Source organism: Thiomonas sp., assembly GCF_034007205.1.
Classification (GTDB): domain Bacteria; phylum Pseudomonadota; class Gammaproteobacteria; order Burkholderiales; family Burkholderiaceae_C; genus Thiomonas.
Window position 1 is genome coordinate 13453 of sequence record NZ_JAVERI010000020.1, and the last position, 25011, is coordinate 38463.

Annotated in this window: 23 protein-coding genes; 16 read left to right on the forward strand and 7 right to left on the reverse strand. The window is 65.3% G+C overall.

Going from position 1 to position 25011, the window contains the following annotated elements; all coding sequences use genetic code 11:
- Position 1: 1 nt before the first annotated feature.
- Entirely contained in the window at positions 2 to 982 is a 981-nt protein-coding gene (locus tag RBR52_RS13610; protein WP_320377824.1) for a patatin-like phospholipase family protein, read from the reverse strand.
- A gap of 182 nt (positions 983 to 1164) precedes the next feature.
- Here RBR52_RS13610 and RBR52_RS13615 point away from each other — a divergent pair, with 182 nt between their 5' ends.
- The 6 genes from RBR52_RS13615 to RBR52_RS13640 all read left to right on the forward strand — a co-directional run bounded on the left by RBR52_RS13615 (position 1165) and on the right by RBR52_RS13640 (position 9386).
- Positions 1165 to 1503 (forward strand): PepSY domain-containing protein, encoded by a 339-nt coding sequence (locus tag RBR52_RS13615; RefSeq protein WP_320377825.1) that lies wholly within the window; start codon positions 1165 to 1167, stop codon positions 1501 to 1503.
- Positions 1504 to 1587: 84 nt separating this feature from the next.
- On the forward strand, positions 1588 to 3000 hold the full coding sequence (locus RBR52_RS13620; RefSeq protein ID WP_320377826.1) for a TolC family protein: 1413 nt from the start codon (positions 1588 to 1590) through the stop codon (positions 2998 to 3000).
- Positions 2997 to 4073 (forward strand): efflux RND transporter periplasmic adaptor subunit, encoded by a 1077-nt coding sequence (locus RBR52_RS13625; protein ID WP_320377827.1) that lies wholly within the window; start codon positions 2997 to 2999, stop codon positions 4071 to 4073. Before RBR52_RS13620 ends, RBR52_RS13625 begins: the two co-directional genes overlap by 4 nt.
- The gene (locus RBR52_RS13630; protein ID WP_320377828.1) at positions 4070 to 7192 is read left to right on the forward strand and encodes an efflux RND transporter permease subunit; all 3123 of its coding nucleotides are present in this window, start codon (positions 4070 to 4072) and stop codon (positions 7190 to 7192) included. Before RBR52_RS13625 ends, RBR52_RS13630 begins: the two co-directional genes overlap by 4 nt.
- Before the next feature lie 3 nt (positions 7193 to 7195).
- Positions 7196 to 7882, forward strand: coding sequence for a response regulator transcription factor (locus RBR52_RS13635; RefSeq protein WP_320377829.1), 687 nt, complete (start codon positions 7196 to 7198; stop codon positions 7880 to 7882).
- Between the two features lie 157 nt (positions 7883 to 8039).
- Entirely contained in the window at positions 8040 to 9386 is a 1347-nt protein-coding gene (locus RBR52_RS13640) for a sensor histidine kinase (RefSeq protein ID WP_320377830.1), read from the forward strand.
- On the opposite strand, the gene RBR52_RS13645 is transcribed toward RBR52_RS13640, so the two are convergent.
- Positions 9358 to 9900: a Uma2 family endonuclease gene (locus tag RBR52_RS13645; RefSeq protein ID WP_320377831.1), complete on the reverse strand. Its 543-nt coding sequence runs from the start codon at positions 9898 to 9900 to the stop codon at positions 9358 to 9360. The two genes, RBR52_RS13640 and RBR52_RS13645, sit on opposite strands and share 29 nt — an antisense overlap.
- Before the next feature lie 176 nt (positions 9901 to 10076).
- Between RBR52_RS13645 and RBR52_RS13650 the strand changes: the two genes are divergently transcribed.
- The 4 genes from RBR52_RS13650 to RBR52_RS13665 all read left to right on the forward strand — a co-directional run bounded on the left by RBR52_RS13650 (position 10077) and on the right by RBR52_RS13665 (position 12806).
- Positions 10077 to 10427 carry a PepSY domain-containing protein gene (locus tag RBR52_RS13650; protein ID WP_320377832.1) on the forward strand — a complete coding sequence of 117 codons (351 nt, stop codon included), beginning with the start codon at positions 10077 to 10079 and terminating at the stop codon, positions 10425 to 10427.
- Between the two features lie 95 nt (positions 10428 to 10522).
- Positions 10523 to 11440, forward strand: a complete 918-nt coding sequence (locus tag RBR52_RS13655; protein ID WP_320377833.1) for an ABC transporter ATP-binding protein — start codon at positions 10523 to 10525, stop codon at positions 11438 to 11440.
- On the forward strand, positions 11437 to 12192 hold the full coding sequence (locus tag RBR52_RS13660; protein ID WP_320377834.1) for an ABC transporter permease: 756 nt from the start codon (positions 11437 to 11439) through the stop codon (positions 12190 to 12192). The genes RBR52_RS13655 and RBR52_RS13660 overlap by 4 nt, the downstream gene beginning before the upstream one ends.
- An 86-nt stretch (positions 12193 to 12278) precedes the next feature.
- Positions 12279 to 12806 (forward strand): hypothetical protein, encoded by a 528-nt coding sequence (locus tag RBR52_RS13665; RefSeq protein WP_320377835.1) that lies wholly within the window; start codon positions 12279 to 12281, stop codon positions 12804 to 12806.
- Positions 12807 to 13043: 237 nt separating this feature from the next.
- Here RBR52_RS13665 and RBR52_RS13670 read toward each other — a convergent pair whose 3' ends face one another.
- From RBR52_RS13670 to uvrB, 4 genes are read right to left on the reverse strand one after another with little or no spacing between them, the layout of a single operon-like run.
- Positions 13044 to 16268: an HAD-IC family P-type ATPase gene (locus tag RBR52_RS13670; protein WP_320377836.1), complete on the reverse strand. Its 3225-nt coding sequence runs from the start codon at positions 16266 to 16268 to the stop codon at positions 13044 to 13046.
- 49 nt (positions 16269 to 16317) lie between these two features.
- On the reverse strand, positions 16318 to 16608 hold the full coding sequence (locus tag RBR52_RS13675; protein ID WP_320377837.1) for a PQQ-dependent sugar dehydrogenase: 291 nt from the start codon (positions 16606 to 16608) through the stop codon (positions 16318 to 16320).
- Positions 16593 to 17441 (reverse strand): PQQ-dependent sugar dehydrogenase, encoded by an 849-nt coding sequence (locus RBR52_RS13680; RefSeq protein WP_320377838.1) that lies wholly within the window; start codon positions 17439 to 17441, stop codon positions 16593 to 16595. The genes RBR52_RS13675 and RBR52_RS13680 overlap by 16 nt, the downstream gene beginning before the upstream one ends.
- A 41-nt stretch (positions 17442 to 17482) precedes the next feature.
- On the reverse strand, positions 17483 to 19576 hold the full coding sequence (gene uvrB, locus RBR52_RS13685; RefSeq protein ID WP_320377839.1) for an excinuclease ABC subunit UvrB: 2094 nt from the start codon (positions 19574 to 19576) through the stop codon (positions 17483 to 17485).
- Between the two features lie 148 nt (positions 19577 to 19724).
- On the opposite strand from uvrB, the gene RBR52_RS13690 reads away from it, so the two are divergent.
- Complete coding sequence (locus tag RBR52_RS13690) at positions 19725 to 20945, forward strand: amino acid aminotransferase (protein ID WP_320377840.1); 1221 nt, start codon at positions 19725 to 19727, stop codon at positions 20943 to 20945.
- 8 nt (positions 20946 to 20953) lie between these two features.
- On the opposite strand, the gene RBR52_RS13695 is transcribed toward RBR52_RS13690, so the two are convergent.
- Positions 20954 to 21970, reverse strand: coding sequence for an integron integrase (locus RBR52_RS13695; protein WP_320377845.1), 1017 nt, complete (start codon positions 21968 to 21970; stop codon positions 20954 to 20956).
- 154 nt (positions 21971 to 22124) lie between these two features.
- Between RBR52_RS13695 and RBR52_RS13700 the strand changes: the two genes are divergently transcribed.
- The 5 genes from RBR52_RS13700 (at position 22125) to RBR52_RS13720 (ending at position 24812) form a co-directional block, all read left to right on the forward strand.
- Entirely contained in the window at positions 22125 to 22646 is a 522-nt protein-coding gene (locus tag RBR52_RS13700; RefSeq protein ID WP_320377841.1) for a DarT ssDNA thymidine ADP-ribosyltransferase family protein, read from the forward strand.
- A complete protein-coding gene (locus RBR52_RS13705; protein ID WP_320377842.1) occupies positions 22639 to 23331 on the forward strand; it encodes a DUF6977 family protein in 693 nt (230 codons plus the stop codon). Before RBR52_RS13700 ends, RBR52_RS13705 begins: the two co-directional genes overlap by 8 nt.
- Before the next feature lie 101 nt (positions 23332 to 23432).
- The gene (locus tag RBR52_RS13710; protein ID WP_320377843.1) at positions 23433 to 24071 is read left to right on the forward strand and encodes a glutathione S-transferase family protein; all 639 of its coding nucleotides are present in this window, start codon (positions 23433 to 23435) and stop codon (positions 24069 to 24071) included.
- A gap of 128 nt (positions 24072 to 24199) precedes the next feature.
- Positions 24200 to 24514, forward strand: coding sequence for a transcriptional regulator (locus RBR52_RS13715; protein ID WP_320377844.1), 315 nt, complete (start codon positions 24200 to 24202; stop codon positions 24512 to 24514).
- Between the two features lie 70 nt (positions 24515 to 24584).
- Positions 24585 to 24812, forward strand: a complete 228-nt coding sequence (locus tag RBR52_RS13720) for a helix-turn-helix domain-containing protein (protein ID WP_320377846.1) — start codon at positions 24585 to 24587, stop codon at positions 24810 to 24812.
- Positions 24813 to 25011: the final 199 nt, after the last annotated feature.

The following is a 25011-nucleotide window of genomic DNA, read 5'->3' on the forward strand; positions in this document are numbered from 1 at the left end:
CTTACGGATTCCAATCGCGCAGCGCGCGCATCGTGGCGTCGTAGCCGATCTGGATCGATTCCTCGGCGCGGCCGAATTCGAGAAACCGGATGTCGCCCAGCGCCGGACGGATGAGCAGATCGGGCGGTTCGACGCGCAGGCGGCTTTCGGTGATGTGCATTTCCATCACATTCACCGAGGCCAGCAGCACCTCGAACATATTGGGCAGCGGCTCGTCGCGCTGCGCCCAGCGCGCGAACTGATCCTTGGCGGGCGCGCCGGGCTCCAGCAGGCGCGATTTCAGCTCGTTCATGACCCGACGGTAATCGGCCACCCAGCGCGCGGCAGTCTCCTGCGCAGGGGGTGAGCGGTCCTGCCGCTGGGGTCGAGAGCGCCGCTTCAATTGATTTTGAACCACGCCGTGATTGAGATCGACGGCGATCACCCGGTCCGCACCCATGGCGCGCGCCACGCTCACCGGCACCGGGTTGCTCAAGCCCCCGTCCACCAACACCCGGCCGTCCACCCGCACCGGCGTGAACACGCCCGGCACGGCGATGCTCGCGCGCACCGCCTCGATCACATCGCCCGAGCGCAGTACCACCTCGGCGCCACTGAGCAGATCGGTGGCAATCGCCGCAAAAGGCGTGCGCAGCGCCTCGATCTGCGTCGCCGGCAGATGTTCGCGCACCATCTCGGTGACTTTGGCGCCGTCGATCAGCCCCGAGCGCGGAAACACCACGTCGAAAAACGACAGGGTCTTTTTCCAGTCGAAGGTCTTGAACGTGGCCTCCAGCCCGTCGGTGCGCCCCGCTGCCGCCACCGCGCCGATCAGCGCGCCGATGCTGCAACCCGCGATGACATCGACCTGCACCCCGGCATCGGCCAAGGCCCGCAGCACGCCCAGATGCGCCATGCCACGCGCCGCACCGCCGCCCAGCGCCAGGCCCACCCGGGGTCGTTTGCCGGAAGTCGAAGGCCTGGAAACGGATACTGTGTGCATACTGCAAGCATAAATCCAGTGCTATGCGTGCGCTAAGACTGGCTTTCTAAAGTCCCTCTCAAGGAAACGCAGGGCCGCCCCAAGTTTCCTTGACCCCCACGGGGGGCGGGTCGGCGAGCCGACCCTGGGGGCGCTCTCACGCCATTGCGGCGCCGTGTTCAACCTTTTCAGGGAGTTCCATCATGCAAGTACGCAAATCCACCCTCGTCATCGCCACCCTCGCCCTCGCCTCGGCCGCAGCCGGGGTCAGCGCCTTCGCCTCGGGCGATGCGGGCAACGACGCCCGCATCATTCCAGGCGCCAGGATCAGCCTGAGCCAGGCTGTCTCCGCCGCCGAGCAGCATGTGGGCGGCACGGCTTCCAAGGCCGAAGTCGAGCAGCATGCGGGCAAGGCGGTGTATGACGTCGAAGTCGTCAAGGGCCCGCAGGTCTTCGACGTGAAGATCAGCCCCGATCAAGGCACGGTCATCGCCTCGACGCAAGACCGCTTCGATCACGACGACCACGACCTTCAGGACTGATCCCGTCGGCTCGCCCCTCGCTTCATGCCCTGAAGTCATGGCGTGATACTGCACCGACTCCGCAATCCAAGGACTTCAGACCCGATGAAACCGACGTTCACTCGCCTGCCGCCTCTTTTGCGTCATGGCGCATGGCTCGCCGCCGCGCTGCTCGGCGGTTGCGCCAGCTATCACCCCGAACCGCTGCCAGCCTCGGCCCATCTGGCCGCATCGGTCGCCAGTCTGGATGTCGCTCGCGGCGAAATCGCGCTGCCCGCGCTGGCGCGCTACGACTTCGACCCCGCAAAACCGCTGGACGCCACGGGATTGGCCATTCTGGCCGTGCTCAACAATCCGCAGCTCAAGGCCGAGCGCGCCAGGCTGGGCGTGACGCGGGCGCAGGCTTTCGACGCCGGGCTGCTGCCCGATCCGCAACTCGGGTTTTCGCAGGATTTTCCGGGCAACAGCGCGGGCGCGACGACCTCCGCCTACAACCTCGGTCTGTCTTACGACATCGCCGCGCTCATCACCCACCACGCCGCGCAGCGTGCCGCACAGCACGCTGCAACCCAGGTCAATCTGCAAGTGCTGTGGGCCGAATGGCAGACCGTGGCGCAGGCCCGCCTGCTCTACACCCGGATCACCGGCAACACCGCGCGGCTGAGCCTGCTGGAACAGGAACGCACCCTGTTCTCGCAACGCCTGCAGCGCAGCAAGGCCGCGCTGGCGCAGGGCAATGTCACCCGGCTGGACGTGGATGCGCAGCTCGTGCCGCTGCAAGCCCTCACCCAGAATATCCAGCAGATCGAGCGCCAGCAGCTCGCGCTGCAATCGCAGCTTCACGCCCTGCTCGGGCTGCGTGCCAACGTACCGCTGCCGCTGGCCGCGCCCGCACCCCAAGCCGAACCCAGCGCCGCCCAGGTGGACGCCACACTCAAAGCGCTGCCGCACATCCGTCCCGATCTGATGGCGCTGCAGGCGGGCTACGCCGCACAGGAGCAGAAGGTCCGGCAGGCCGTGCTCGGCCAGTTCCCCGCTTTCAACCTCGGCTTCACCCGGGCGCGGGACACCGCCGGGGTGAACACCGTGGGCTTCGGCGTGAACATCAGCCTGCCGCTGTTCAACCGCAACCAGGGCGTGATCGCCGTGCAGCGCGCCACGCGCGCACAGCTCCGCACCGACTATCAGGCCCGGCTCGATCAGGCCGATGCCGACGTGCGGCAGGTGCAGGCCGACCTCGCCTTGCTGCAACGGCAGCGCCAGAACCTGCTGGCCGCCCTTCCCGCCCTGGAGTCTGCCGACGCCGCCGCACAGCAGGCGCTGCAGCAGGGCGGCATGAGCCTGCTGGAATTCATCAACCAGCGCACCGCCCTGCTCGACCAGCGTCTGGCGCTGCAGGCCAATGCGCAGCAGCGCGCCGAGCAGATTCTGGCGCTGCAGTTGCTCACCGGCCTGGGCCCCTACCGTCAGGCTGCCGCCCTCGCCTCGCACTCCCAAACGAACGACTCACCGCTATGACCCAGCCCACTCGCGCCCACCTCGCTCGCCTCGCCCCTTGCTTGGCCCTTCTCGCCGCGCTTTGCCTGCCCCTGAGCAGCCTGCCGCGCGCCTGGGCCGCAAATCCCGCCGTCACCGCTCAGGTGCAGACCGCGCCGCTGCAGCGCGGCGAGCTGCTTCACACCCTGCGCGCCTATGCCGTGGTGCAGGTGCCCGCCAGTCAGATTCAGGCCCTCACCTTTCAGCATGCGATGCAGGTGCAGACCGTGGCCGTGCATGTCGGCCAGACCGTGCGCAAGGGCGCCCTGCTCGCCACCCTGAGCCGCGATGCCAGTACCGCGCTGGCCTACCAGCAGGCGCAGACCGCCGTCGTCTATGCTCAGGGCGAACTCGACCGCATGGTCGCGCTCAAGTCGCAACAGCTTGCCACGCAGGCGCAGGTCGATGCGGCGCGCAAGGCGCTGGCCGACGCGCAGGCGCAACTGCGCAGCCTGCAGCAGCAAGGCGCTGGGCAGGCGACGACTCGGGTGCTGGCGCCGCTGGACGGCATCGTGCTGGCGGTGAACGCCGCGCCGGGCGACCTGCTCGCCGCGGGCAGCCCGCTGCTCCAGCTCGGACGCGGCGGCAGTCTGCAGGCGCTCGCCGGGGTGTCGCCAGAGGAGGCGCAGCGTCTGCAGCCGGGGCAGAGCGTGCGGCTGAGCTCGGTGTTCGACCCCGCGCAGCACTGGCAGGGCACGATCCGCAGCGTCAGTGCGGCGCTCAACCCCAAGACTCAGCGTCTGGATGTGCACATTGCGCTGCCATCCCAAGCCAGCCTGCCGCCTGTGGGGGCAAGCGTGCAGGCCGACCTGGTGCTCGGCCGCTGGCGCGGCTGGGTCGTCCCCAGAGACGCCGTGCTGCAGGACGAGCGCGGGGCCTTCGTGTTTCAGGACGACCACGGCAAGGCGCTGCGCGTGCCGGTGAGAATCGCCATCGAAAGCGGCCTGCAGACCGGCATCACCGCCACTTTGAACCCGACTTTGCCTCTGGTCGTGGCGGGCAACTATGAACTTCGCCCCGGCATGGCCTTGCAAGCAAGCGGAGCCGGGCGATGAGCGGCGCTTCGGTCTGGCTGCAGCGCCATCGCCGCTCCGTGTTGTTTTTGCTGGCGCTGCTGGCGGCGGGCGGGGTGTTCGCCGCGTTCAAGCTGCCCGTCGGGTTGTTTCCCAATGTGGACTTTCCGCGTGTGGTGGTCAGCGCCGACGCGGGCGACCGTCCGGCCAGCCAGATGATGCTGCAGGTCACGCAGCCGCTGGAGCAGGCGGTGCGCCGCGTGCCGGGCGTGGTCGACGTGCGCTCCACCACCAGCCGCGGCACCGCCGACATTTCGGTGAGCTTCGACTGGGGCACGCCGATGGCGCTGGCCGCGGTGCAGGTCAACGAAGCCGTAACGCAGATCCTGCCGCAACTGCCGCCGGGCACGCGGGTGGCGAGCAAGCGCATGGATCCCACCGTCGATCCGGTCATCGCCTACAGCCTGACCTCTCGCAGCCTCACGCCGACCCAGCTCTACGATCTGGCCGAATTCCAGTTGCGGCCGCTGCTCTCGAGCATCGGCGGCGTGGCGCGGGTACAGATCCAGGGCGGCGCGCGCGAGGAATATCACGTCACCCTCAACCCGCTGAAGCTGCAGGCGCTGGGCCTGGCGCTGCAGGATGTGAACAACGCGGTCAGCGCCGCCAATGGCGTGCAGGCCGTGGGCCATCTGCAAGACCGCTACAAGCTGCTGCTCGCCTTGGCCGACTCGCGCCTGCACGATGCCGCGCAGATCGGCGACATCGTGCTGCGCGCCGGGCCCGACGGCGTGGTGCGCCTGCGCGACGTAGCGCGCATCTCGCCCAGCACCGTGCCGCAGTGGACCCGGATCACTGCTGATGGCAAGGACGCGGTGCTGCTCAACATCTACCAGCAGCCCGGCGGCAACACCGTGCAGATCGCCCGCCATGTGCGCGAGCTGCTGGCCAAGACCCCGCTGCCACCGGGTGTGCATCTGGCGAACTGGTATGACCAGAGCATCCTGGTGGTCGACAGCGCCGCCAGCGTGCGCGACGCCATCCTGATCGGCGTGGCGCTGGCCGGGCTGGTGCTGCTGCTTTTCTTGCGCAGCCTGAAAATCACCCTCATCGCCATGATCACCGTGCCCGCGGTGCTGGCCGCCACCGTGGTGCTGCTCTACGCCCTGGGCATGAGTTTCAACATCATGACCCTGGGCGGCATGGCCGCCGCGGTAGGTCTGGTGATCGACGACGCCATTGTGATGAGCGAGCACATCGTGCGGCGCTTGAGTCACCTGCGCAAGCAGGACGGCGCGCAGGCGCGGCACAGCGGCATCCTGCACGCGGCGATGGAATACCTGCGGCCGCTGGCCGGGTCGAGCGCATCGACCGTGGTCATCTTCCTGCCTTTGGCCTTTCTCTCGGGCGTCACCGGCGCCTTCTTCAAGGCGCTGTCGCTGACCATGGCCGCCGCCCTGGTCATTTCCTTTTTCGTCGCCTGGCTCGCGGTGCCGCTGCTGGCCGACAAGCTGCTCAGCGCACGCGACATCGAGCGCGAGGCGCAGCGCGAGCAGGGCCGCTGGCTGTCGGCGGTGCAGCGCAGCTATGCCCGGGTGCTGAACGCAGCACTGCGCCGCCCCTGGCTGGCCGCGCTCGGCGTGGCGCCGCTGCTGCTGGCGGGCTGGCTGGCCTACGGGCAGGTGGGCAGCGGCTTCATGCCGCATATGGACGAAGGCGGATTCATTCTGGATTACCGCACCCCGCCGGGCACCTCGCTGACCGAGACCGACCGCATCCTGGCGCAGGTGGCGCAGATTCTGCGCACCACGCCCGAGGTGCAGACCTGGTCGCGCCGCACCGGGGCGCAGCTCGGCGGCGGCGTGACCGAAACCAACGAGGGCGACTTTTTCGTGCGCCTCAAGCCCCCGCCGCGCAAGTCGATCGACGTGGTCATGGAGGAGGTGCGCCGGCGCATCGAAACCCAGGTTCCCGGCATCAAGATCGAAATGGCGCAGTTGATGGAAGACCTGATCGGCGACCTCACCGCCGTGCCGCAGCCGGTGGAGATCAAGATCTTCGACGACAACCCGCAGCAGCTCGCCCAGCTTGCGCACCGCACCGCCGCGGCCATCGGCAAGATTTCCGGCATCGTCGATGTGCGCAGCGGCATCAAGCTCGCGGGCGACGCGCTCGACATCCACATCGACCCCACCCGCGCCGCGCTCGAAGGCGTCGATCCGCAGCAGGTGCAGCAGCAACTGCAAACCCTGATCGGCGGCAGCGTGGTCACGCAAATCCAGCAAGGCCCCAAAATGGTCGGCGTGCGGCTGTGGACGCCGCTGACGCTGCGCCAGACCACCGGCGACATCGCCCGCCTGCCGCTGCGCGCCCCCGACGGCCATGTGTTCACGCTGGAGCGCATCGCTAGCATCAAGGTGCTCACCGGCCAGCCGGAAATCAACCGGGAGAACTTCAAGACCATGGCCGCCGTCACCGCGCGCATCAGCGGCCGCGACCTCGGCTCGACCATTGCCGCCGTGAAAAAAATCATCGACGCGCCGGGCTACTTTCCGCCCGGGGTCTATGCCCAGCTCGGCGGGCTTTACAAGCAGCAGCAAATCGCCTTCAAGGGCTTGATCGGCGTGCTCGGCGCCGCGGTGCTGCTGGTCTTCCTGCTGCTGCTGTTCCTCTATGAGCGCTTCAAGGCGGCCATCGCCATTCTGTCCATGCCGCTGCTGGCGCTGCCCGCGGTGTTCATCGGTCTGTGGGTCGCGGGCATCGAGCTCAACATCTCGGCGATGATGGGCATGACCATGATCGTGGGCATCGTCACCGAAGTCGCCATTTTCTATTTCAGCGAAGTGCAGACCCTGCTGCGCGAGCGCCCGGGGCAAGGGCTGGACGCCGCGCTGGTGGCCGCCGGGCAGAACCGCATGCGCCCCATCGCCATGACCACGCTGGCCGCCATGCTCACCCTGGCGCCGCTGGCGCTCGCGCTCGGCCAGGGCTCGGCGATGCAGCAGCCGCTGGCCGTGGCCATCATCGCCGGGCTGGCGGTGCAGATGCCGCTGGTGTTGCTGGTCATGCCGGTGCTGTTCAAGCTGATGCGCGGCCGGCTCGACGACGCCGAGGCCGACGACAATCCAACCCCGTCTGCAAATCCTCGGTCTGCCGAATGAACCATGCGCATTCTCCTCGTTGAAGACGATCACATGCTGGGCGCCGCCACGCGCGAAGCCCTGCGCGACGCCACCCATGCGGTGGATTGGGTGCTCGACGGCGCCTCGGCGCTGGCCGCGGCGCAAGGCGGCGAGTACGAGCTGATGCTGCTCGACCTCGGCCTGCCGGGGCGCGACGGGCTGTCGGTGCTGCAGGCGCTGCGGCAGGGGGGCAACAACCTGCCCATCCTCATCCTCACCGCGCGCGACGCGCTCGAAGACCGGGTGCGCGGCCTCGATCTGGGCGCGGACGACTATCTGGTCAAACCCTTCGAGAGCGCCGAGCTGCTGGCGCGCATCCGCGCCGTGGCGCGACGGCAGGGCGGGCAGGCGCAACCGGTGCTGTCCAACGGCGTGCTCGAACTCGATCCCGTCACCCGCGAGGTGCGCTTTCAGGGGCAGACGCAGCGCCTGACCGCGCGCGAATACGCCCTGCTGCACGCCCTGCTGCTGCGCCCCGGAGCCATTCTGTCGCGCAGCGAACTCGAGGACCGCATCTACGGCTGGAACGAAGAGGTGGAGAGCAACGCGGTGGAGTTTCTCATCCACAGCCTGCGCAAAAAACTCGCGCCCGAGGTCATCAAGAACGTGCGCGGCGTGGGCTGGCTGGCGCCGCGAGCCGACGGCGCGCAGAGCGGCAGCGCGCCATGAGCGCCCGCGCACGGCCGCCCGAAGGGGGCGCTCTTCCTCCCTCGGGGATGAGACTGGACATGAGCGGACGACTGCTCGCCCGCGAATGCCTGTCGAATCCGAGCGGCATGCTTGCCGCGAGGTGGAGGTGGTCGCGCAGCGACCGGAGGGTAGTTCAGTGAACCCCATCGCCGCGCTGCGCCACTGGGGCGCGCAATCGCTGCTGCGCCGGCTGTGGCTGTGGATGACGGTCAGCGTGGTCGTCGTCGGGCTCGGCACTGCGGCGCTGTCCTACTTTTTCGGCTATCAGGAGGCCAACGAGCTGCAGGATGCGCAACTGCGCCAGATCGCCAGCCTGGTGCAGCGCTGGGGCAGCTTTCCTGGCGGCGCGCTCGATCCCGCCGGCGCCGATGTGGACAGGGACGCCCGCATCGTGGTGCAGCGTCTGGGCGCACCCGTAGGCACGCACGGGCTGAGTCTTCCGCCTGATCTGCCTGACGGCATGCAGGTGGTGCAAAGCGGCGAACATGCCTGGCGGGTGTTCGTGCAGCCGGGCGCGCAGGGCCGCATCGCCGTGGCGCAGCGCACCGATCTGCGCACCGACGCGGCCATCGACAGCGCGCAGCGCACGCTGTTTCCGCTGCTGGCGCTCATCCCGCTGCTCGCCCTGCTGGCGGCCTGGGTGGTGCGGCGCGCGCTGCGCCCGCTGCGGCAGATGGCGCACGGCGTGGACGCGCGCAGCGAAGCCGATCTGCAGCCCCTGCCCGAAACCGATGTGCCGCAGGAAATCCTGCCCTTCGTCCATTCCATCAACCGTCTGCTGCTGCGTCTGAGCGCTTCGATGGAACAACAGCGCCGCTTCGTCGCCGACGCCGCTCACGAGCTGCGCACGCCGATTGCCGTGCTCAGCATGCAGGTGGACAACCTCAAGCCGCTGCAATTGCCGACGCAGGCGCGCGAGCGCGTCAAGGCGCTGCAAGAGGGCCTGCGCCGCGCCCGCACCGTGGTGGAGCAGTTGCTCACCCTCGCTCGCTCGCAGGGCGAACAGGCGGTGCAGCGCCAGCGCATCGACCCGTCCAGCGTGATGCGCGAAGTCATCGCCGACCTGCTGCCGCTGGCCGAGAGCCGCCATATCGACCTGGGCATCGACCGCGCCGATGCGGTGCGGCTGTCCACCGATCCGGCCGCGCTCTACACCCTGCTGCGCAACGCCGTGGACAACGCGCTGCGCTACACCCCGCAGGGCGGGAGGGTGGATCTGCGCGTGCGGGCCGAGGCCGACCGCGTGGTCATCGAAGTGCAGGACAGTGGCCCCGGCATTGCGCCCGAGCAGTTGCAGCGGGTGTTCGACCCCTTCGTGCGCCTGCCCGGCGCGCAAAGCGAAGGCAGCGGGCTGGGCCTGGCGATCATCCAGAGAATCGCGCAGCGGCTGGGCGGCAGCGTTTGGCTGGAGAACGCGCCAGAAGGTGGGTTGATCCTGCGGTACAGCCAGCCGCTCAACGAGGCCAGATCAGGCCAAAGTTGAACGCGATGCGGCACTTGCCCAGATCGAAGCTCAGCGTCTCGTCCACCACGTCGGCCAGCTTGATGTAGCGCCCATCCCGCAGGTGAAAGACCTTGCACACGCGATCTTCCACATTCACCATGACGTAGTAGCGCACACCTTCGGTTTCGTAGATGGTGAACTTGGTGTGCTGATCCTTGAGCGCGGTGGATTTGGAGAGAATTTCAAACACCAGTTCCGGCGCGCGGGTGATGTAGGCCCCCTCGACCGGATGACAGACCACCAGATTGTCCGGCTGCACCACGGTGTCTTCGCTGATGCGCCAGTCCACGGGAAGCAGCGCGCGGCATTCGGCGCAATGCTCCAGCGCGGTCTCCAATTGCCAGGCGATCTTGTTGCTCACCGACTGGTGCTGCACCGACGGCGCGGGCGACATGGCGTAGGCCGTGCCGCCGATCAGCTCCCAACGACCTTCCCACAACTTGTAGTCGTCGTAGGTGTAGTGCGGCGGGTCGAAAGAAAGTGCGTGTGACATGGAGTCGCTCCAGACGGAATCGGTGCAGGTCGATCTTACCGTTGTTTGCCCGTACCCGATTCGGCAGTTTCGCTGGGCGTCGGGGCCCGATCGATTTGCAACACGATGCTCAGTTTGTCCTAATTTGTGACGACGATCATTCACCCGTCGATCATTGACATGAAAGGAATTTCGACATGAAACGCAAACTGTTGAGCATGATTGCAGGCTCCGCGCTGGTGTTGGGCGGGATGGGCGCTGCGATGGCCGCAACGCAGCAAGGTCAGAACGAGGACGAACCGAACATCGGTCAGGCCAAGGTCACGCTGACCCAGGCCATCGCTGCCGCCGAACAAAAAGCGGGCGGCCGCGCCGCCCGCGCCGAACTCGATGACGAGAACGGCAGGCTGGTGTTCGGGGTCGAGGTGGTGAACGGCCAGCAGGCCACCGACGTCAAGGTGGACGCCATGTCCGGCCAGGTGCTGTCGGCGCAGGCCGACCAGGCCGACGCCGAGCACGAGGGCAAGGACGAGGCTCACGACGACTGAAGGCGTTGACACATGGTATCGACGGGGCGATTCGAGGTATCGGGTCGCCCTTTTTGTTGTTATGGTGGTTCGCATTCCAATCCAGGGAGATCATCATGTTGGTCGAAGTGCGGGATTTGAAACTGTCGATCGGCCCGGTGCCGATCCTGCAAGGCGTGCGGCTCGGCATGGACGCGGGCGACATCTACGGCCTGCTCGGGCCGAACGGCGCAGGAAAAAGCACGACCTTGTCCGTGCTGACCGGATTGCGCCGGGCTGGCTCCGGCGCAGTGAATGTGTTGGGCCTGGATCCGGCGACCCAGGCGCAGGCGCTGCGCCGGCGCATCGGGGTGCTGTCCGAGGACTCAGGCTTTTATGGCTGGATGAAAGCGCGCGACTATCTGCGCTTCATGTCCAGCCTGTACGGCCTCGACCTCCCGGCGCAACAGATCGAGGCGCAACTGGAGCGAGTCGGCCTTCCGGGGGCATCCGCTCACCCCGTCGGCGCGTTCTCGCGCGGCATGAAGCAGCGGCTGGGACTGGCGCGCGCCCTGCTGCACAAGCCCGAATTGCTCATCCTCGACGAACCCACCAACGGTCTCGACCCGCGAGGGCGGCGTGAAATCCACGATCTGCTGATCGACCTCAGCCAGCATCATGGCGTGGGGATCTTGCTGTGCACCCATCTGCTCGACGACGTCGACAGGCTGTGCAACCGCATCGGCATCATCGCCGATGGGCGCTCGGTCGTGGAGGGTTCGCTGGCCGATCTGCTCGCCACGCGCACCGGCGCGGGACGCTACCGCTTGCGGCTGCGCGGCGATCCCCCCCTCCCCGCAGCCTTGCCCGAAGGTGTCACGCTGATCGCAAGCGAAGGCGAATGGATGCACGTCGCCCTGCCCGCAAACGCCGATCCGGGACAAGTCTGGGCCGCCCTGCTTGCGGCGGGCTGGGACCTGGTCGAAATTCACAACGAGTCCGGCGGGCTGGAAGATTTCTATCTGGACCTCACGCACAAGGAGTTGACATCATGAATTCCATCCGTCTGATCGCGGCGAAGGAAACCGGGGAGTTGCTCGGCAGCGGCAGGGGTCTGGGCTGGCTCATCACACTGGCTGTGGTGTTGTCGGCATTCTCCCTGCTTCTCGTGGGCAGCACCGAGTTGAGCCTGCTCGACAATGCGCAGGCCGTCTATATGGTGATGGGAACCATCACCGCGCTGGGCGGGCTGCTGGCCGTGGTGGTCGGCAGCGACGCCATCGCCGGCGAGCGCGAACGCGGTACGCTCGTCCCTCTGCTGCTCACTCCGGTCAGCAGCACCGGCATCGTGCTGGGCAAGATGGGCGCACAGCTCGCCGCGTGGGTGGCGGCCTACGTCGTCGCGCTGCCCTATTTATGGGCGGTGGGCAGCAGCGGGCAGAACCTGGGCGCTGCCGTGCTGTATCTGGCGCTGTTCGGCACGCCGCTGGTCATCGGCTTCGGCTTTTACGCGCTGGGGCTGTCTGCCCGGCTGGGCAATGTGCGCAACGCCATGCTGGTGGCACTGATCACGCTCATCCTGGCTGCCAGTCCCCTGGTGCTCGGCCCCAGCCTGCGGCAAAGCGGAATCGGCAAGATGTTCGATGCGGTCAACCCATTCTCCGCCGCGCTCAACGCCTTTGACAGCGTGGTGATCGACTCGGACCCCTTCGGGATGCAGATCGGCCGCCTCGGCGTGGTGCTCGCCTGGCTGGCCGTCACCGCATTGTTCGCGCGCGCCAGCGCTCGGCGGCTGGAAGGCACGTGACCATGACCTGCATTCGACTCGGCAGTGCCTGCGCTTGCAGTCGCGCGCGGATCGACCATCATCGCAACCTTTTTCAGGAGCCTGTCATGAAACATTGGATCCTCGCCTTGGCCTTCGCCTGTATCGGCAGCATGGGACTGGCCCACGCGCAGACGGCACCCCGGCTCAGCATCGCGCTGAGCCCGGCGCCCGGCAACCCGCCATCGCCGGAAATGGGCAACTGGATGCACTTTCGCAGCGTGGTGCGCAACACGGGCGCCGCCCCCGCGCAGTCGGTGGTGGCCTGGATCGGCCTGGTGCGCGTCGACGCCGGCCACGAGCAGCCGATGGATCTGGAAGACTGGAGCGCGCACAAGGCGGTGGTGATCCCATCCCTCCAGCCCGGTCAGTCGTTCACGACCGAGTGGCCGATGCGGCTGATCCAGAACGGCGACTATCGTGTGGTCATCAGCGCCGCGGAACGTCACGCGCAAAGACTCGATTCCAGCCCATTCGTGGACCTGCACGTGCGGGTCAAACCCACGGTCGAGTCCAGGCGCATCCTGCCGGTGGCGATCGGCGTGCCGCTGCTTCTGGGGCTGATCGCCGGCTTGCGTTTGCGCAGGCGGGCTTGAGAGCAGCGCCCCCGGGCCGCCGCTTTGCAGCGGCCGCCCCCCGAGGGGATGAGGCCCGCGGCTCCAGACTGCCCTGCGGCAGTCTGGACGGAGCCGAATCCGAGTGGCCTGCAAGCCGCGAGGTGGACTGACGCCCGCGGCTCCAGACTGCCCTGCGGCAGTCTGGACGGAGCCGAATCCGAGCGGCCTGCAAGCCGCGAGGTGGACTGAGAAAACTTGGGGCGGCCCTGCGTTTTCTCATGCGAACGCCAACCCATCGCCGACCTCGACGCCCATGTACTGCGGTCGAGGCTGGCTAGTGGGCGGCATCCAATTCTGGCTGGACGTTGGCGTGATCATTGGCTGGGGCGCATAACGCAAGCGATCGGCATCGTGGCTCAAGGCGATATGAGCGCCTCCGGCGATCACCAGGGTGGCCAGCATGAGGGCCGCAAATCTTTCGGGGCGGAGTCGATCGTGGGACTGGTATTCGTAGGCGATGGCCAGCGCGGCGATCCAGGTCACGCCGAAGCTCGCTCCGCCCAGCACGTCCGACAGCCAGTGTGCACCGAGATAGAGGCGTGAAAGGGCGATCAGGCCGACCAGCGCGATGGTGAATGCGATGACGGCCCTGCGCAAACCGGGGCGCGCATTGCGGCACAGCAAAAACGCCAGGAAGCCGTAGACCACCACGCTCATCACCGCATGGCCGCTCGGGAAGGAAAACTGTTCGATCCCGCCATAGAACGCCCCGGGACGCTGCCGATGCAGCGCCAGCTTCAGCACCTTGGCCAGCACCTCGGCGACGCCGATGGCCGCGAGCCAGTAGCCCGCGGTCAACCAGAGCCGCTGGCTGAGGAACCACGCCAGGGCGACGAAAATCATCGGCAGCAGGACTTGCGCATCACCCAGTTCGGTGACGGCAATCATCGCCCTGTCCATGAGCGGGTTGCGCAGTGACTGCAACAGGTGATGGGCGAATACATCCACCTCGACCAGCGGATCGTGGCTGATCACGTCCTCCAGCACGCCGAAAAACAGCCAGGCACTGCCCACGACGAGCACCGCCGCGGCCAGGAGAAACCCTTTCGGGCTGTCCGCGCCCAGGAGCCACGTCACAATCTCCGGCCTGCGCAGCGGCCGGGTTTTCAGCGCTTGCACAGGAACGTGGGCGGCGACCGCGGTGCTCCAATGCAGCACACCGGCAGCCGCGCCGGCGATCACGGCCACGGCGAGCCACGCGCCTGGCGACAGGCGGTCCAAGGCAAAGAATGCGCGCAGCGGCGGCACGCCGAGCACGGTCACGAACGCAGTCACCGTTCCCCCGAGAAGAAGCCAGCGGCGCGGCGTGAGCGGTTTCTCCACCAGGACCAGAACCCAGCTCGCAACGGCGAACAGCACCACCGTCGCGGCGGTGCGGGCTTGCGCCAGGCTGCCGCCGGAATAGGTGTGGATGAGCGCGTAGGCGGCAAACGTCGCGCCGGCGACGAACAGGCCGCTGGGCACGGCGAAGCGCAGAACGCGCCCGACGAAGCCGGGCTGCGCCCGCTGGTCGTTGCGTTCGAGGGACAGGAAAAAGGCGGGGATGCCGATGGTCAACGCCCCGACCAGGGTCAGGTGGCGCGGCAGGAAGGGGAAGGTGACATCGGCGATGCCGACGGCAAGCGCCAGGAGCATCGCATAAACCGTCTTGGTCAGGAACAGCGCGGCCAGGCGTTCGACGTTGCCGATCACGCGGCGGCCCTCCGCGATGACCGAAGGCAGGCTCGCGAACCGATTGTCGAGGAGGACGAGGTGAGAGACGGCGCGGGCGGCCCCGGCACCGGCGCCCATCGCGATGCCGATGTCGGCGCGCTTGAGCGCCAGGACGTCGTTGACGCCGTCGCCCACCATCGCGACCACGTGGCCTTTCGCCTGAAGCGACGCGATGAGCGACTGTTTCTGCTGGGGCGACAGCCGGCCGAAGACCGAGCGCGTTTCCACCAGTCCAGCCAGCGCCTGTGCGTCTTGCGGCAGCGCGCTTGCATCGACGGGATCGTTGCCATGCGCGATGCCGAGTCGTGTGGCGACCTGGCTGACGGTGGCCGGATGGTCTCCAGAGAGGACCTTGATCGTGACGCCCTGGGCGTCGAAGTAGCGCAGGGTTTCGGCCGCATCGGCGCGAACCTGCTCGGTCAACAGCACCAGCGCGGCGGGAACGAGAGGGTCCGGCAGCCGGTCGGACGTCAGTCTGCCCGCGGTCCTGGCGAGCAGAAGCACGCGCCGCCCCGATGCGGCATGCTCCTCCACGCGGCGTCGCACCGTATCGCTGCCGGGACGATCCGCCAGCAACACATCGGGGGCGCCGAGAACCCAGGTGCCCAACCCATCCAGCGTCGCGCCGCTCCATTTGCGCGCCGACGAGAAAGGCACGGATTCGGTCACGGCATGGGCTTGTTCCCAAGGATAGGCACGCCCGATCGCCAGCAAGGTGGCATTCGGCTTGAGCTCGGTGGCCGCCAGGGCCGCCAGCGCGTCCATCGCTTCGGGACAGGCTCCCAGCATTTCGACCCCTTCGAGCCTGGGCTCCCGCTCGGTCAGCGTGCCGGTCTTGTCGAGGCAGATGACGTCGACCCTGGCCAGCGTCTCGGTCGCGGGGAGGTCCTGCACCAGCGTCCGATGGCGGGCCAGTCTGACGGCGCCCACCGCCAGGGCGAGGCTGGTCAGAAGCACCAGCCCCTCCGGCACCATCGCCACCACGCCGGCGGCGGAGAACAACAGGGCGTCGCCGACCGGCGCCTGGATGATGAATTGACCGGCAAACAGCAGCACGGCAGTGGGCACGATGGCCCAGGTGATGTAGCCCAGAATCCGGTTGATCCCTGCTCTCAGTTCGGAATGCGCCAGGCTGAAGTGTCTGGCCTCGCTGGCGAGGCGGTTGCCGTAGGCGCGGGCGCCGACCCGGGTCACGCGGCAGCAGCCCGTCCCGGCGACGACGAAGCTGCCCGACAGCACTTCCTCACCGGGCCGTTTGGCAACCGCGGCCGACTCACCGGTGAGAAGGGACTCGTCGACTTCGAGCCCCAAGGCGCCGAGCAGGACGCCGTCGACCACCACCTGGTCGCCCGACGCCAACTCCAGGATGTCGTCCAGAACGATCTCCGCCGTCGGGATGTCGACGCTGCGCCCGGAGCGGACGGCGCGGGCCCTGGGCTGGCTCACCAGCGTGAGACGGTCGAGGGTGCGTTTTGCCCGGAGTTCCTGGACGATGCCGATCAGGGTGTTGACGACGAGCACCCCGCCGAACAGGGCGTCCTGCCAAGGACCCGTCGTCACGATCACGACGAACAGCGCGCCCAGGATCGCGTTGAACCGGGTCAGGACGTTTGCGCGCACGATTTCCAGCGCCGTGCGGCTCGTGGGCATCACGACGCGATTGACATCGCCGCGTGCGATGCGCGCCCGTACTTCGGCGCCTGTCAGGCCCTGCGTGTCGGTTGACATTGCACTACCCGTCGCCTCACCCAGCCTCGGCCGTGCCGAACCACGGGCTTCACGTTGCGGGCTGGACACGCAGGATGCGGCCGGCGGCGCCGTCGGTGACGAGGTAGATCGATCCGTCCGGCGCCTGGCGCACATCGCGGATGCGCTCGCCCAGATCGGCGAACAGCGCCTCGCGCGCCACCACCTTTTCACCGTCGAGTTGCAGACGCCACAGCGCCTGCCCGGCCAGCGCGCCGACGAACAGGCTGCCGCGCCATTGCGGAAAAAGGGCGCCGGTGTAGAACGCCATGCCACAGGGGGCGATGGAGGTCGGCACCCAATGCGTCACCGGCTGCTCCATGCCGGGCGCGCTGGTGGCGCCGCCCACGGGCGGGCAGTTGCCCACCGGGGCGCGCCGTATTCGCAGCCATACGAAATCCTCGGCCAGCCGTAGTTTCGTCCGGCGCGGTCGATGTTGACCTCGTCCCCGCCCTGTGGTCCGTGCTCGCTCGTCCACAACTCCCCGGTGACGGGATGGATCGCCGCCCCCTGCACATTGCGGTGGCCATGGCTCCAGATCTCGGGCATGGCCCCCGTCCGCCCGACAAAGGGGTTGTCCTTCGGCACGCTGCCATCGGCGCGGATGCGCACCACCTTGCCCAGGGTATTGGACAGATCCTGCGCCGCGTCGCGCTGGCTGTAGCGGTCGCCCAGGGTGATGAACAGCGTGCCATCCGGCGCGAACACCAGCCGCGAGCCAAAGTGCGCGGTGCTGTCGATCTTGGGCGACTGGCGGAAAATCACCTGCACGTCGCTCAGGCGCGTGCCATCGGCAGACAGCACGCCGCGAGCCACCGCCGTGCCGTTGCGGCCCGCCTCTGCCCCGGCATAGCTGAGGTAGATGCGGCGGTTGCCGACGAAGTCGGGGTCGAGCGCCACATCGAGCAGGCCGCCCTGCCCGCGTGCGTCCACCCCAGGCACGCCGAGAATCGGCGCCGACGCCTTGCCAGCCACTTTGACCGCAGGCTGCATATCGACTGGAAACGGATTCGACGCCGCCTCGACAGGGCTGTCGCCCCACACCAGCACCGCCCCGCCACCGCAGGCGCCCAGCAGCGTGCTGCCCAGACCCGCGCCCAGCCAGCGCAGGGTGTGGCGGCGAGTGGGCAAGATCGGATGAAAGGACGTTTGCATGGTCAACCTCCTTCGCTCGGGATCACAAGTTCCAAACCGGTTCAGGCGCTTTGCTGCGCGTCGGTGTCGTGGTCGTCGCCGCCGCCGAACACCCGTTGCCGCAGCAGCCCGAGCTGGTCGCGCACCCGCGCGGCCTGCTCGAATTCGAGATTGCGCGCATGCTCGATCATGCGCTTTTCCAGGCGTTTGATTTCGCGCGCCACGTCCTGCGCGTTGTCGATCTGCAGTTCCGCGATTTCACGCTCCACGCTGCCCGCGCGCAAGCCCTTGCCCGGTGTCTGCACCACGCCGTCGATGAGGTCGCGCACCGACTTGTTCAGCGCGGTAGGCGTTATGCCGTGTTCGGCGTTGAAGGCGATCTGCTTGGCGCGGCGGCGCTCGGTCTCAAAGATGGCGCGGCGCATCGAATCGGTGATGCGGTCGGCGTACAGAATGGCCATGCCGTTCACATTGCGCGCGGCGCGCCCAATGGTCTGGATCAGCGAGCGGGTGGAGCGCAGAAAACCTTCCTTGTCCGCATCCAGAATGGCCACCAGCGACACCTCGGGAATGTCCAGCCCTTCGCGCAGCAGGTTGATGCCCACCAACACGTCGAAGGTTCCGAGTCGCAGATCGCGCAGAATCTCCACCCGTTCCACCGTGTCGATGTCGGAGTGCAGATAGCGCACCTTCACGCCGTTCTCGTCGAGGTAGTCGGTGAGCTGCTCGGCCATGCGCTTGGTCAGGGTGGTGATGAGCACGCGCTCGCCCTTGTCCACCCGCAGGCGGATCTCGCCGAGCACGTCGTCGACCTGGCTGGTGGCCGGTCGCACTTCGATGAGCGGGTCGACCAGCCCCGTGGGCCGCACCACCTGCTCGACCACCTGATCGGCGTGCTGCTCTTCATAGTCTGCCGGGGTGGCCGAGACGAAGATCACCTGCCGCATCTTGCGCTCGAATTCGGCGAACTTCAGCGGCCGGTTGTCCAGCGCCGAGGGCAGGCGAAAGCCATACTCCACCAAGGTCTGCTTGCGCGCGCGGTCGCCGTTGTACATGCCGTTGAACTGGCCGATGAGCACATGGCTTTCATCGAGAAACATGAGGGCGTCTGGCGGCAGGTAGTCCACCAGCGTGGGCGGCGGCTCGCCCGGCGCGGCGCCCGAGAGATGGCGCGAGTAGTTCTCGATGCCCTTGCAATGGCCGATTTCGGTGAGCATTTCCAGATCGAACCGGGTGCGCTGCTCCAGCCGCTGCGCTTCGACCAGCTTGCCCATGCTGGTCAGTTCCTTCACCCGCTCGCGCAGCTCCTGCTTGATGCCCTCGGCGGCTTCGAGCACCTTCTCGCGCGGCGTGACGTAGTGCGAGCTGGGATAGATGGTGAAGCGCGGAATCTTCTGCCGCACCACCCCGGTGAGCGGGTCGAACAGGCTGAGCGACTCGATCTCGTCGTCGAACAGCTCGATGCGCACCGCCAGCTCGGCGTGCTCGGCCGGAAAGATGTCGATGCGGTCGCCACGCACGCGGAAAGTCCCGCGGGTGAAATCGACCTCGTTGCGCTGGTACTGCATGCGCACCAGTTGCGCGATCACGTCGCGCTGGCCCATGCGGTCGCCGGTGCGCACAGTGAGAATCATGGCGTGATAGTCCGCCGGATTGCCGATGCCATAGATCGCACTGACGCTGGCCACGATCACCACGTCGCGCCGTTCCAGCAGGCTCTTGGTGGCCGACAGACGCATCTGCTCGATGTGCTCGTTGATCGCGCTGTCCTTCTCGATGAACAAATCGCGCTGCGGCACATAGGCCTCGGGCTGGTAATAGTCGTAATAGCTGACGAAATACTCCACGGCGTTCTTCGGAAAGAACTCGCGGAACTCGCTGTAGAGCTGCGCCGCCAGCGTCTTGTTGGGCGCGAACACAATGGCCGGGCGCCCCATGCGGGCGATCACATTGGCCATGGTGTAAGTCTTGCCCGAGCCGGTCACCCCCAGCAGCGTCTGGTAGCTCAGGCCGTCGCTGAGCCCTTCGACAAGCTGCTCGATGGCGGCAGGCTGATCGCCCGCGGGCGGATAAGGCTGGTACAGGCGAAAAGGCGAATCGGGAAAGCTGACGAATTTGTCCGGGTCGAGCGTGGGAACGGGTTGCAGAGCGGACATGGGCGGTATGGCGGGGGTCGGGAATGCCGTCTGCACCACGGTCAGACTGCGGGCATCGGCAACGGGAACTGAGGCGTAAAATCCGGCCTCCTTGCGCGTCTATTGTCCCGCAAGCCCGGCTTTTTCGTCACCCCACCCCACACCTCCCATGACCCAGTCGCTTTTTTCCCGCGTGGAAATGGCCCCGCGCGACCCCATCCTCGGCCTGAACGAACAATTTGCCGCCGACCCCAACCCCAACAAGGTCAACCTCGGCATCGGCGTCTATACCGACGCCGAGGGCAAGCTGCCGCTGCTGGAATGCGTGAAGGCCGCCGAAGCGCAACTCATGCAGGCGCCCAAGCCGCGCGGCTATCTGCCCATCGACGGCATCGCCGCCTACGACAAGGCGGTGCAGGGTCTGGTGTTCGGCGCCAATCACGAGGCCGTGACCTCGGGCCGCATCGCCACGGTGCAGGGACTGGGCGGCACCGGGGGGCTGAAGGTCGGGGCCGATTTTCTCAAGCGCCTCAACCCCGATGCCAAGGTGCTGATCTCCGATCCGAGCTGGGAAAACCACCGCGCGCTGTTCGAGGCCGCGGGGTTCAGCGTGGGCACCTATCCCTACTACGACGCCAACCAACAGGGCGTGAACTTCGACGCCCTGCTCGCCGCGCTGAACGCCGCCGCCGCAGGCACCGTCGTCGTGCTGCACGCCTGCTGCCACAACCCGACCGGCTACGACCTCAGCCCGGCGCAGTGGGAACAGGTGATCGCCGCCATCAAATCGCGCGGCCTCGTACCCTTCCTCGACATGGCCTATCAGGGCTTCGGTGAAGGCATTGCCGAAGACGGCGCGGTCATCCAGCAGTTTCTCGCCGCCGGGCTCGACTTTTTCGTCGCCACCTCCTTCTCCAAGAGCTTCTCGCTCTACGGCGAGCGCGTGGGCGCGCTGAGCGTGGTGTGCGAAAGCAAGGACGAAGCCGCCCGCGTGCTGTCGCAGATCAAGCGCGTCATCCGCAGCAACTACTCCAACCCGCCCACCCACGGCGCACAGATCGTCGCCACGGTGCTGTCGTCGCCCGAGTTGCGTGCCCAGTGGGAGCAAGAGCTTGCCGGCATGCGCGAGCGCATCCGCGCCATGCGCAGCACCCTGGTGGAAAAACTCGCCGCTGCGGGCGTGAAGGGCGATCTGTCCTTTATTACCCGACAGAAAGGCATGTTCAGCTACTCCGGCCTTTCCGCCGCGCAGATGGAGCGCCTGCGCACCGAATTCGGCGTGTACGGCGTCTCCACCGGCCGCATCTGCGTGGCCGCGATCAATCTGCACAATGTCGACTACGTCGCCAAGTCCATCGCGACGGTGATGCAGCAAGAAAAAACGACGTAGCGCGCCTCCTACACGCCCGCCAGCCTGTCCAGCGGGCTGGGCGTGCCACCCGCTGCCACCTTGAGCACATGCGTGTAGATCATGGTGGTGCTTACGTCCGAGTGCCCCAGCAATTCCTGCACCGTGCGGATATCCGTGCCGCCTTGCAACAGGTGCGTGGCGAAGGAATGGCGCAGGGTGTGCACGGATACGGGTTTGGTGATGTGTGCCGCAGCCGCAGCCAGCTTGATGGCGCGCTGCAAGCGCTCCTCAAACAGATGATGCCGCCGCCAGACGCCGGAACGCGGATCGACCGATAGCCTGGGCGCCGGAAACACCCAGAACCACCCCCAACGGCTCCCCAGATTCGGATATTTCACCGCGAGCGCGTCCGGCACCTCCACGCCTGGCGAGCCATCTTCTCTGTCGCGACACCACAACGCGCGGGAACGTCCAAGCTGCGCCTTCAGCCCCGCTTCCAAACTGCGCGGCAGCATCACCACACGGTCCTTGCCACCCTTGCCTTGACGCACCACCACGACTTGCCGCTCGAAGTCCACGTCCTTCACGCGAAGTCGCAAACCCTCCATCAAGCGCATGCCCGTGCCGTACAACAACTTGCCCAGCAGGGCCATATCCCCCTCAAGGAAGCCAAGAAGCTCCAAGATTTCGGTCTGAGTGAGAACGGCGGGAATACGCTTCACGCGTGTCGGGCGTTGCAATTCGGTGAGCCAGGGCAGATGGATGTCCAGCACTTCGCGATACAGAAACAGAAGGGCGCTCAGGGCTTGATTGTGAGTCGACGACGAAACCCGGCGTTCATTCGCCAACATGGAGAGAAATTGCTGCACCTCCGCGGCGCCCATGTCGCGTGGGTGCTGCATTCGCCCACCTCGGCCACTCCACCGCACGAAAAATCGCACCCAATATCGATAGGCTTCTTCGGTACGCAGGCTATAGTGCTTGTACCGCATCACCTCGCTCAACTGATCGAGTAAGCGTGGCGACTGGAGAGGATAGGCGACCGGGTTCATGGCGGCTTTGATGGCTGTTTTTATAAACAGTACATCGCCCGCAAGTCAGTTGTCAAGCCACTTCCAGTGGGGTCGGCCCTCTCTGGTCAAGGGGGGCTGTGCCAAGATTATTCTGTCGGATAACATCTGATTCACGAGTTATCCGACGATCTACATTACGTTAGCCATGGAAACCATACTCAAGCACTATCGCATTGATGCAGTTTGGCACTTCACGGATCGAGCCAATCTTGAGTCCATACAGAAACATCATGGACTGTTATCGCTCGCTGAGCTTCAACGTCGTGGGGTAGAAATATCCGTGCCGGGTGGTAACGAATGGAGCCATGATGCAGATGCAATAAAGGGCGTCCATGAGTATGTTCACCTTGCTTTCATCGATGACCATCCAATGCTATTTCGCGCCAAAGAAGCGTCTCGGATACCCAACCCTGTGTGGATTAAGATTGACGCTTCAATATTACTGGAGGACGGAGTTCGCTTTACGGTTGACGTCTCGAATAAGTCCGGTGTTCAAATTCTTACGCCTGAGGCCGCCAGAGAGTTGATTGATTTTGAGGTGTTGTTCACGCGTATGGACTGGAAAGACCCTGACGTAAAGGCTAGACGAATTGTTGCCGTAAAATCCGAAATTCTTATTCCAACTATCGTTCCAATCAACAAGATTATTGGGGTCAAGAATGGCTAGTCGACCTGTGTTTACCGCCTTGGGTGACCCATCACATCTTGTAAAAGAGATATTGGTTGATTTCACATGGAACCCAGGCTTTGCGCCGATTCAAAAGAAAAAAAACATTATGGCTATGCATGAGGCAGCCAAGCACAGGGGCTTATTCCCCTTACTTGAGGTTTCTACAAAATCTGAAGAAAAGCTAGGTCAACGGCTTAGTGCCTTTAATCTAAAAATACTAACGCAGGCCGGTGAAATCAGCATTGAGTCGGCATATCAGGGAAGTAAGGTTTTCAAAAACGGGGGGCCATTCACTGATATCTACGACAAAGACAGTCGTGCTGCTAAGAAAGATGAGAGACTGCAAACATCGGGGCCGCTCAAGGAATTCGATTTTTTTGGCCAAAAATGGCCGCTAATACCAAAAACCGCCTTTTATGATTGGCTCTACCTCTCGGCGTTAGCACCTCATCAGGAGTATCTCAAGCGCTTGTTCGAATACAAAGGCTTTACCGATATTGAGTTCAACCCGGAAAAATCGATTAATTGTCAGGCTCGCACATGTGCCCTTCTTGTGTCTTTACTCAAACTTGATTTACTCACTGACGCGCTAAGGTCACAAAGCGGTTTCATAGCCATGATCGCGTCTGACTCATTTAATCAAAGACACTCCAATGACCTTCGACAGCATTTACTGCTCTGACAATGGCTAACAAACGCTTCGAGAGGGACGCTCCGCCAGCAAGCTTTGCTTGCTGTCTCCGCGCCCCTCAAGCTAGACGTTAGGTGCTACAAGGAGCCACGATGTCGGTCGCACTCTACTACTCACCTGGAGCGTGCTCATTTGCCCCTCATGTGATTCTGCGCGAGGCCGGTGTGTCATTTGAGCTTCGCAAATTCTCCACCGCCGATCGCAGCAATTACTTACCCGAGTATCTCGCCGTTAATCCAAAGGGGCGTATTCCAGCACTTTTGATCGACGGCTTTGTCCTTACCGAAAATCCCGCCGTGCTTGCCTTTCTTGGGCGTCGTTTCCCAGACGCACGCCTGTACCCACCGCCGGGCACTGAGGCTGAGGCGCGTTGCCTTGAGTGGCTGGCGTGGTCCTCGAACACTGTCCACGTTGCCTTCGCTCAGATTCTGCGGCCAGAGCGCTTCGTATCCTCGCAAGATGACTACCAGGCAGTTCAAGCGAGTGGACACCAGAACTTTCAACGCTGCCTTGCCGATATAGACACCCACCTGGACGGCTCCGATTTTGCGGTGAAAGGACAATTCACCGTGGTTGACCCATTCTGGTTGGTTTTCTTTCGCTGGGGCGTGCGTCAAGGCTACAACATGAAGTCTAGCTATCCAGCGTACACGCGTTACGTCGAGTCCCTTTCCCAACGACCATCCGTCGTCGCCGCGCTTGAGGCCGAAGGCATCTCGCTGTGGGCGTAGCACCTAACCGGCCCATCGAGACGGACCTTCGCAAGCGGGCTTCGCCCGCCTGCTCGGCCGCTCATGGGCGACGTTCGACCTCTCCGTGGTGATTGTGTGCGGTACGTCTATGACGTATAGTTCAATCCATGTACACGTTCATCGAGACCCCTACCTTTGTGGCGGAAGCCGACAAGTTGTGGGCAACCGAGGAGCGTCTAGAGTTCTTTACATGGCTGGCTGCCAATCCCGACGCGGGAGACGTCATACCTGGCAGTGGAGGCTGCCGTAAGGTCCGCTGGTCACGTGCAGGCTCAGGTAAGCGCGGAGGGGTTCGGGTCATCTATTTCGCTCGATTGACCTCTGGCGAAATCTGGCTGTTACTCGTGTACGCCAAGTCAGTCAGGGACAACATCCCTGGCCATCTACTTAAAGCTATTCGAGAGGAAATCGAAAATGGCTAGCGCTCCCAAACCCCAAGCCGCATCCTCGGGCGAAGCCCTTGGGCTGAAGCTCCTACAATCCGTGCGTGAAATGAAGGCTGCACAAGCGGCTCGCGTCACAAAGGTCGAACCCAACGAAGTCGCGGAAGCGCGTCAAAAATCTGGCTTGTCCCAGGCACAGTTTGCTCAAGCGCTCGGCATCTCCAAGCGCACACTACAAGAGTGGGAGCAAGGGCGTAGGTCACCAACAGGCGCTGCCCAAGCACTAATCCGTATCGCCAAGCGTCACCCTGAGGTAGTGCGTGAGGTCGTTGCGTGAGGCGCTGGTCGAACAAGGCGTTCGAGTGGGACGCTCCGCCAGCAAGCGGTCGCGTCCCGCGACGTGGTGTAGGTCCACAGCCCGGATAGGCTGAGCTACACGTTACTCAGCGAGCCACAGCGGACAGCCGAGTCGGGGCAGTATCGCAGAGCGACTGGAGGCCTTCAAGCTGCATGTACCGGCGATTGAGCGACCACTC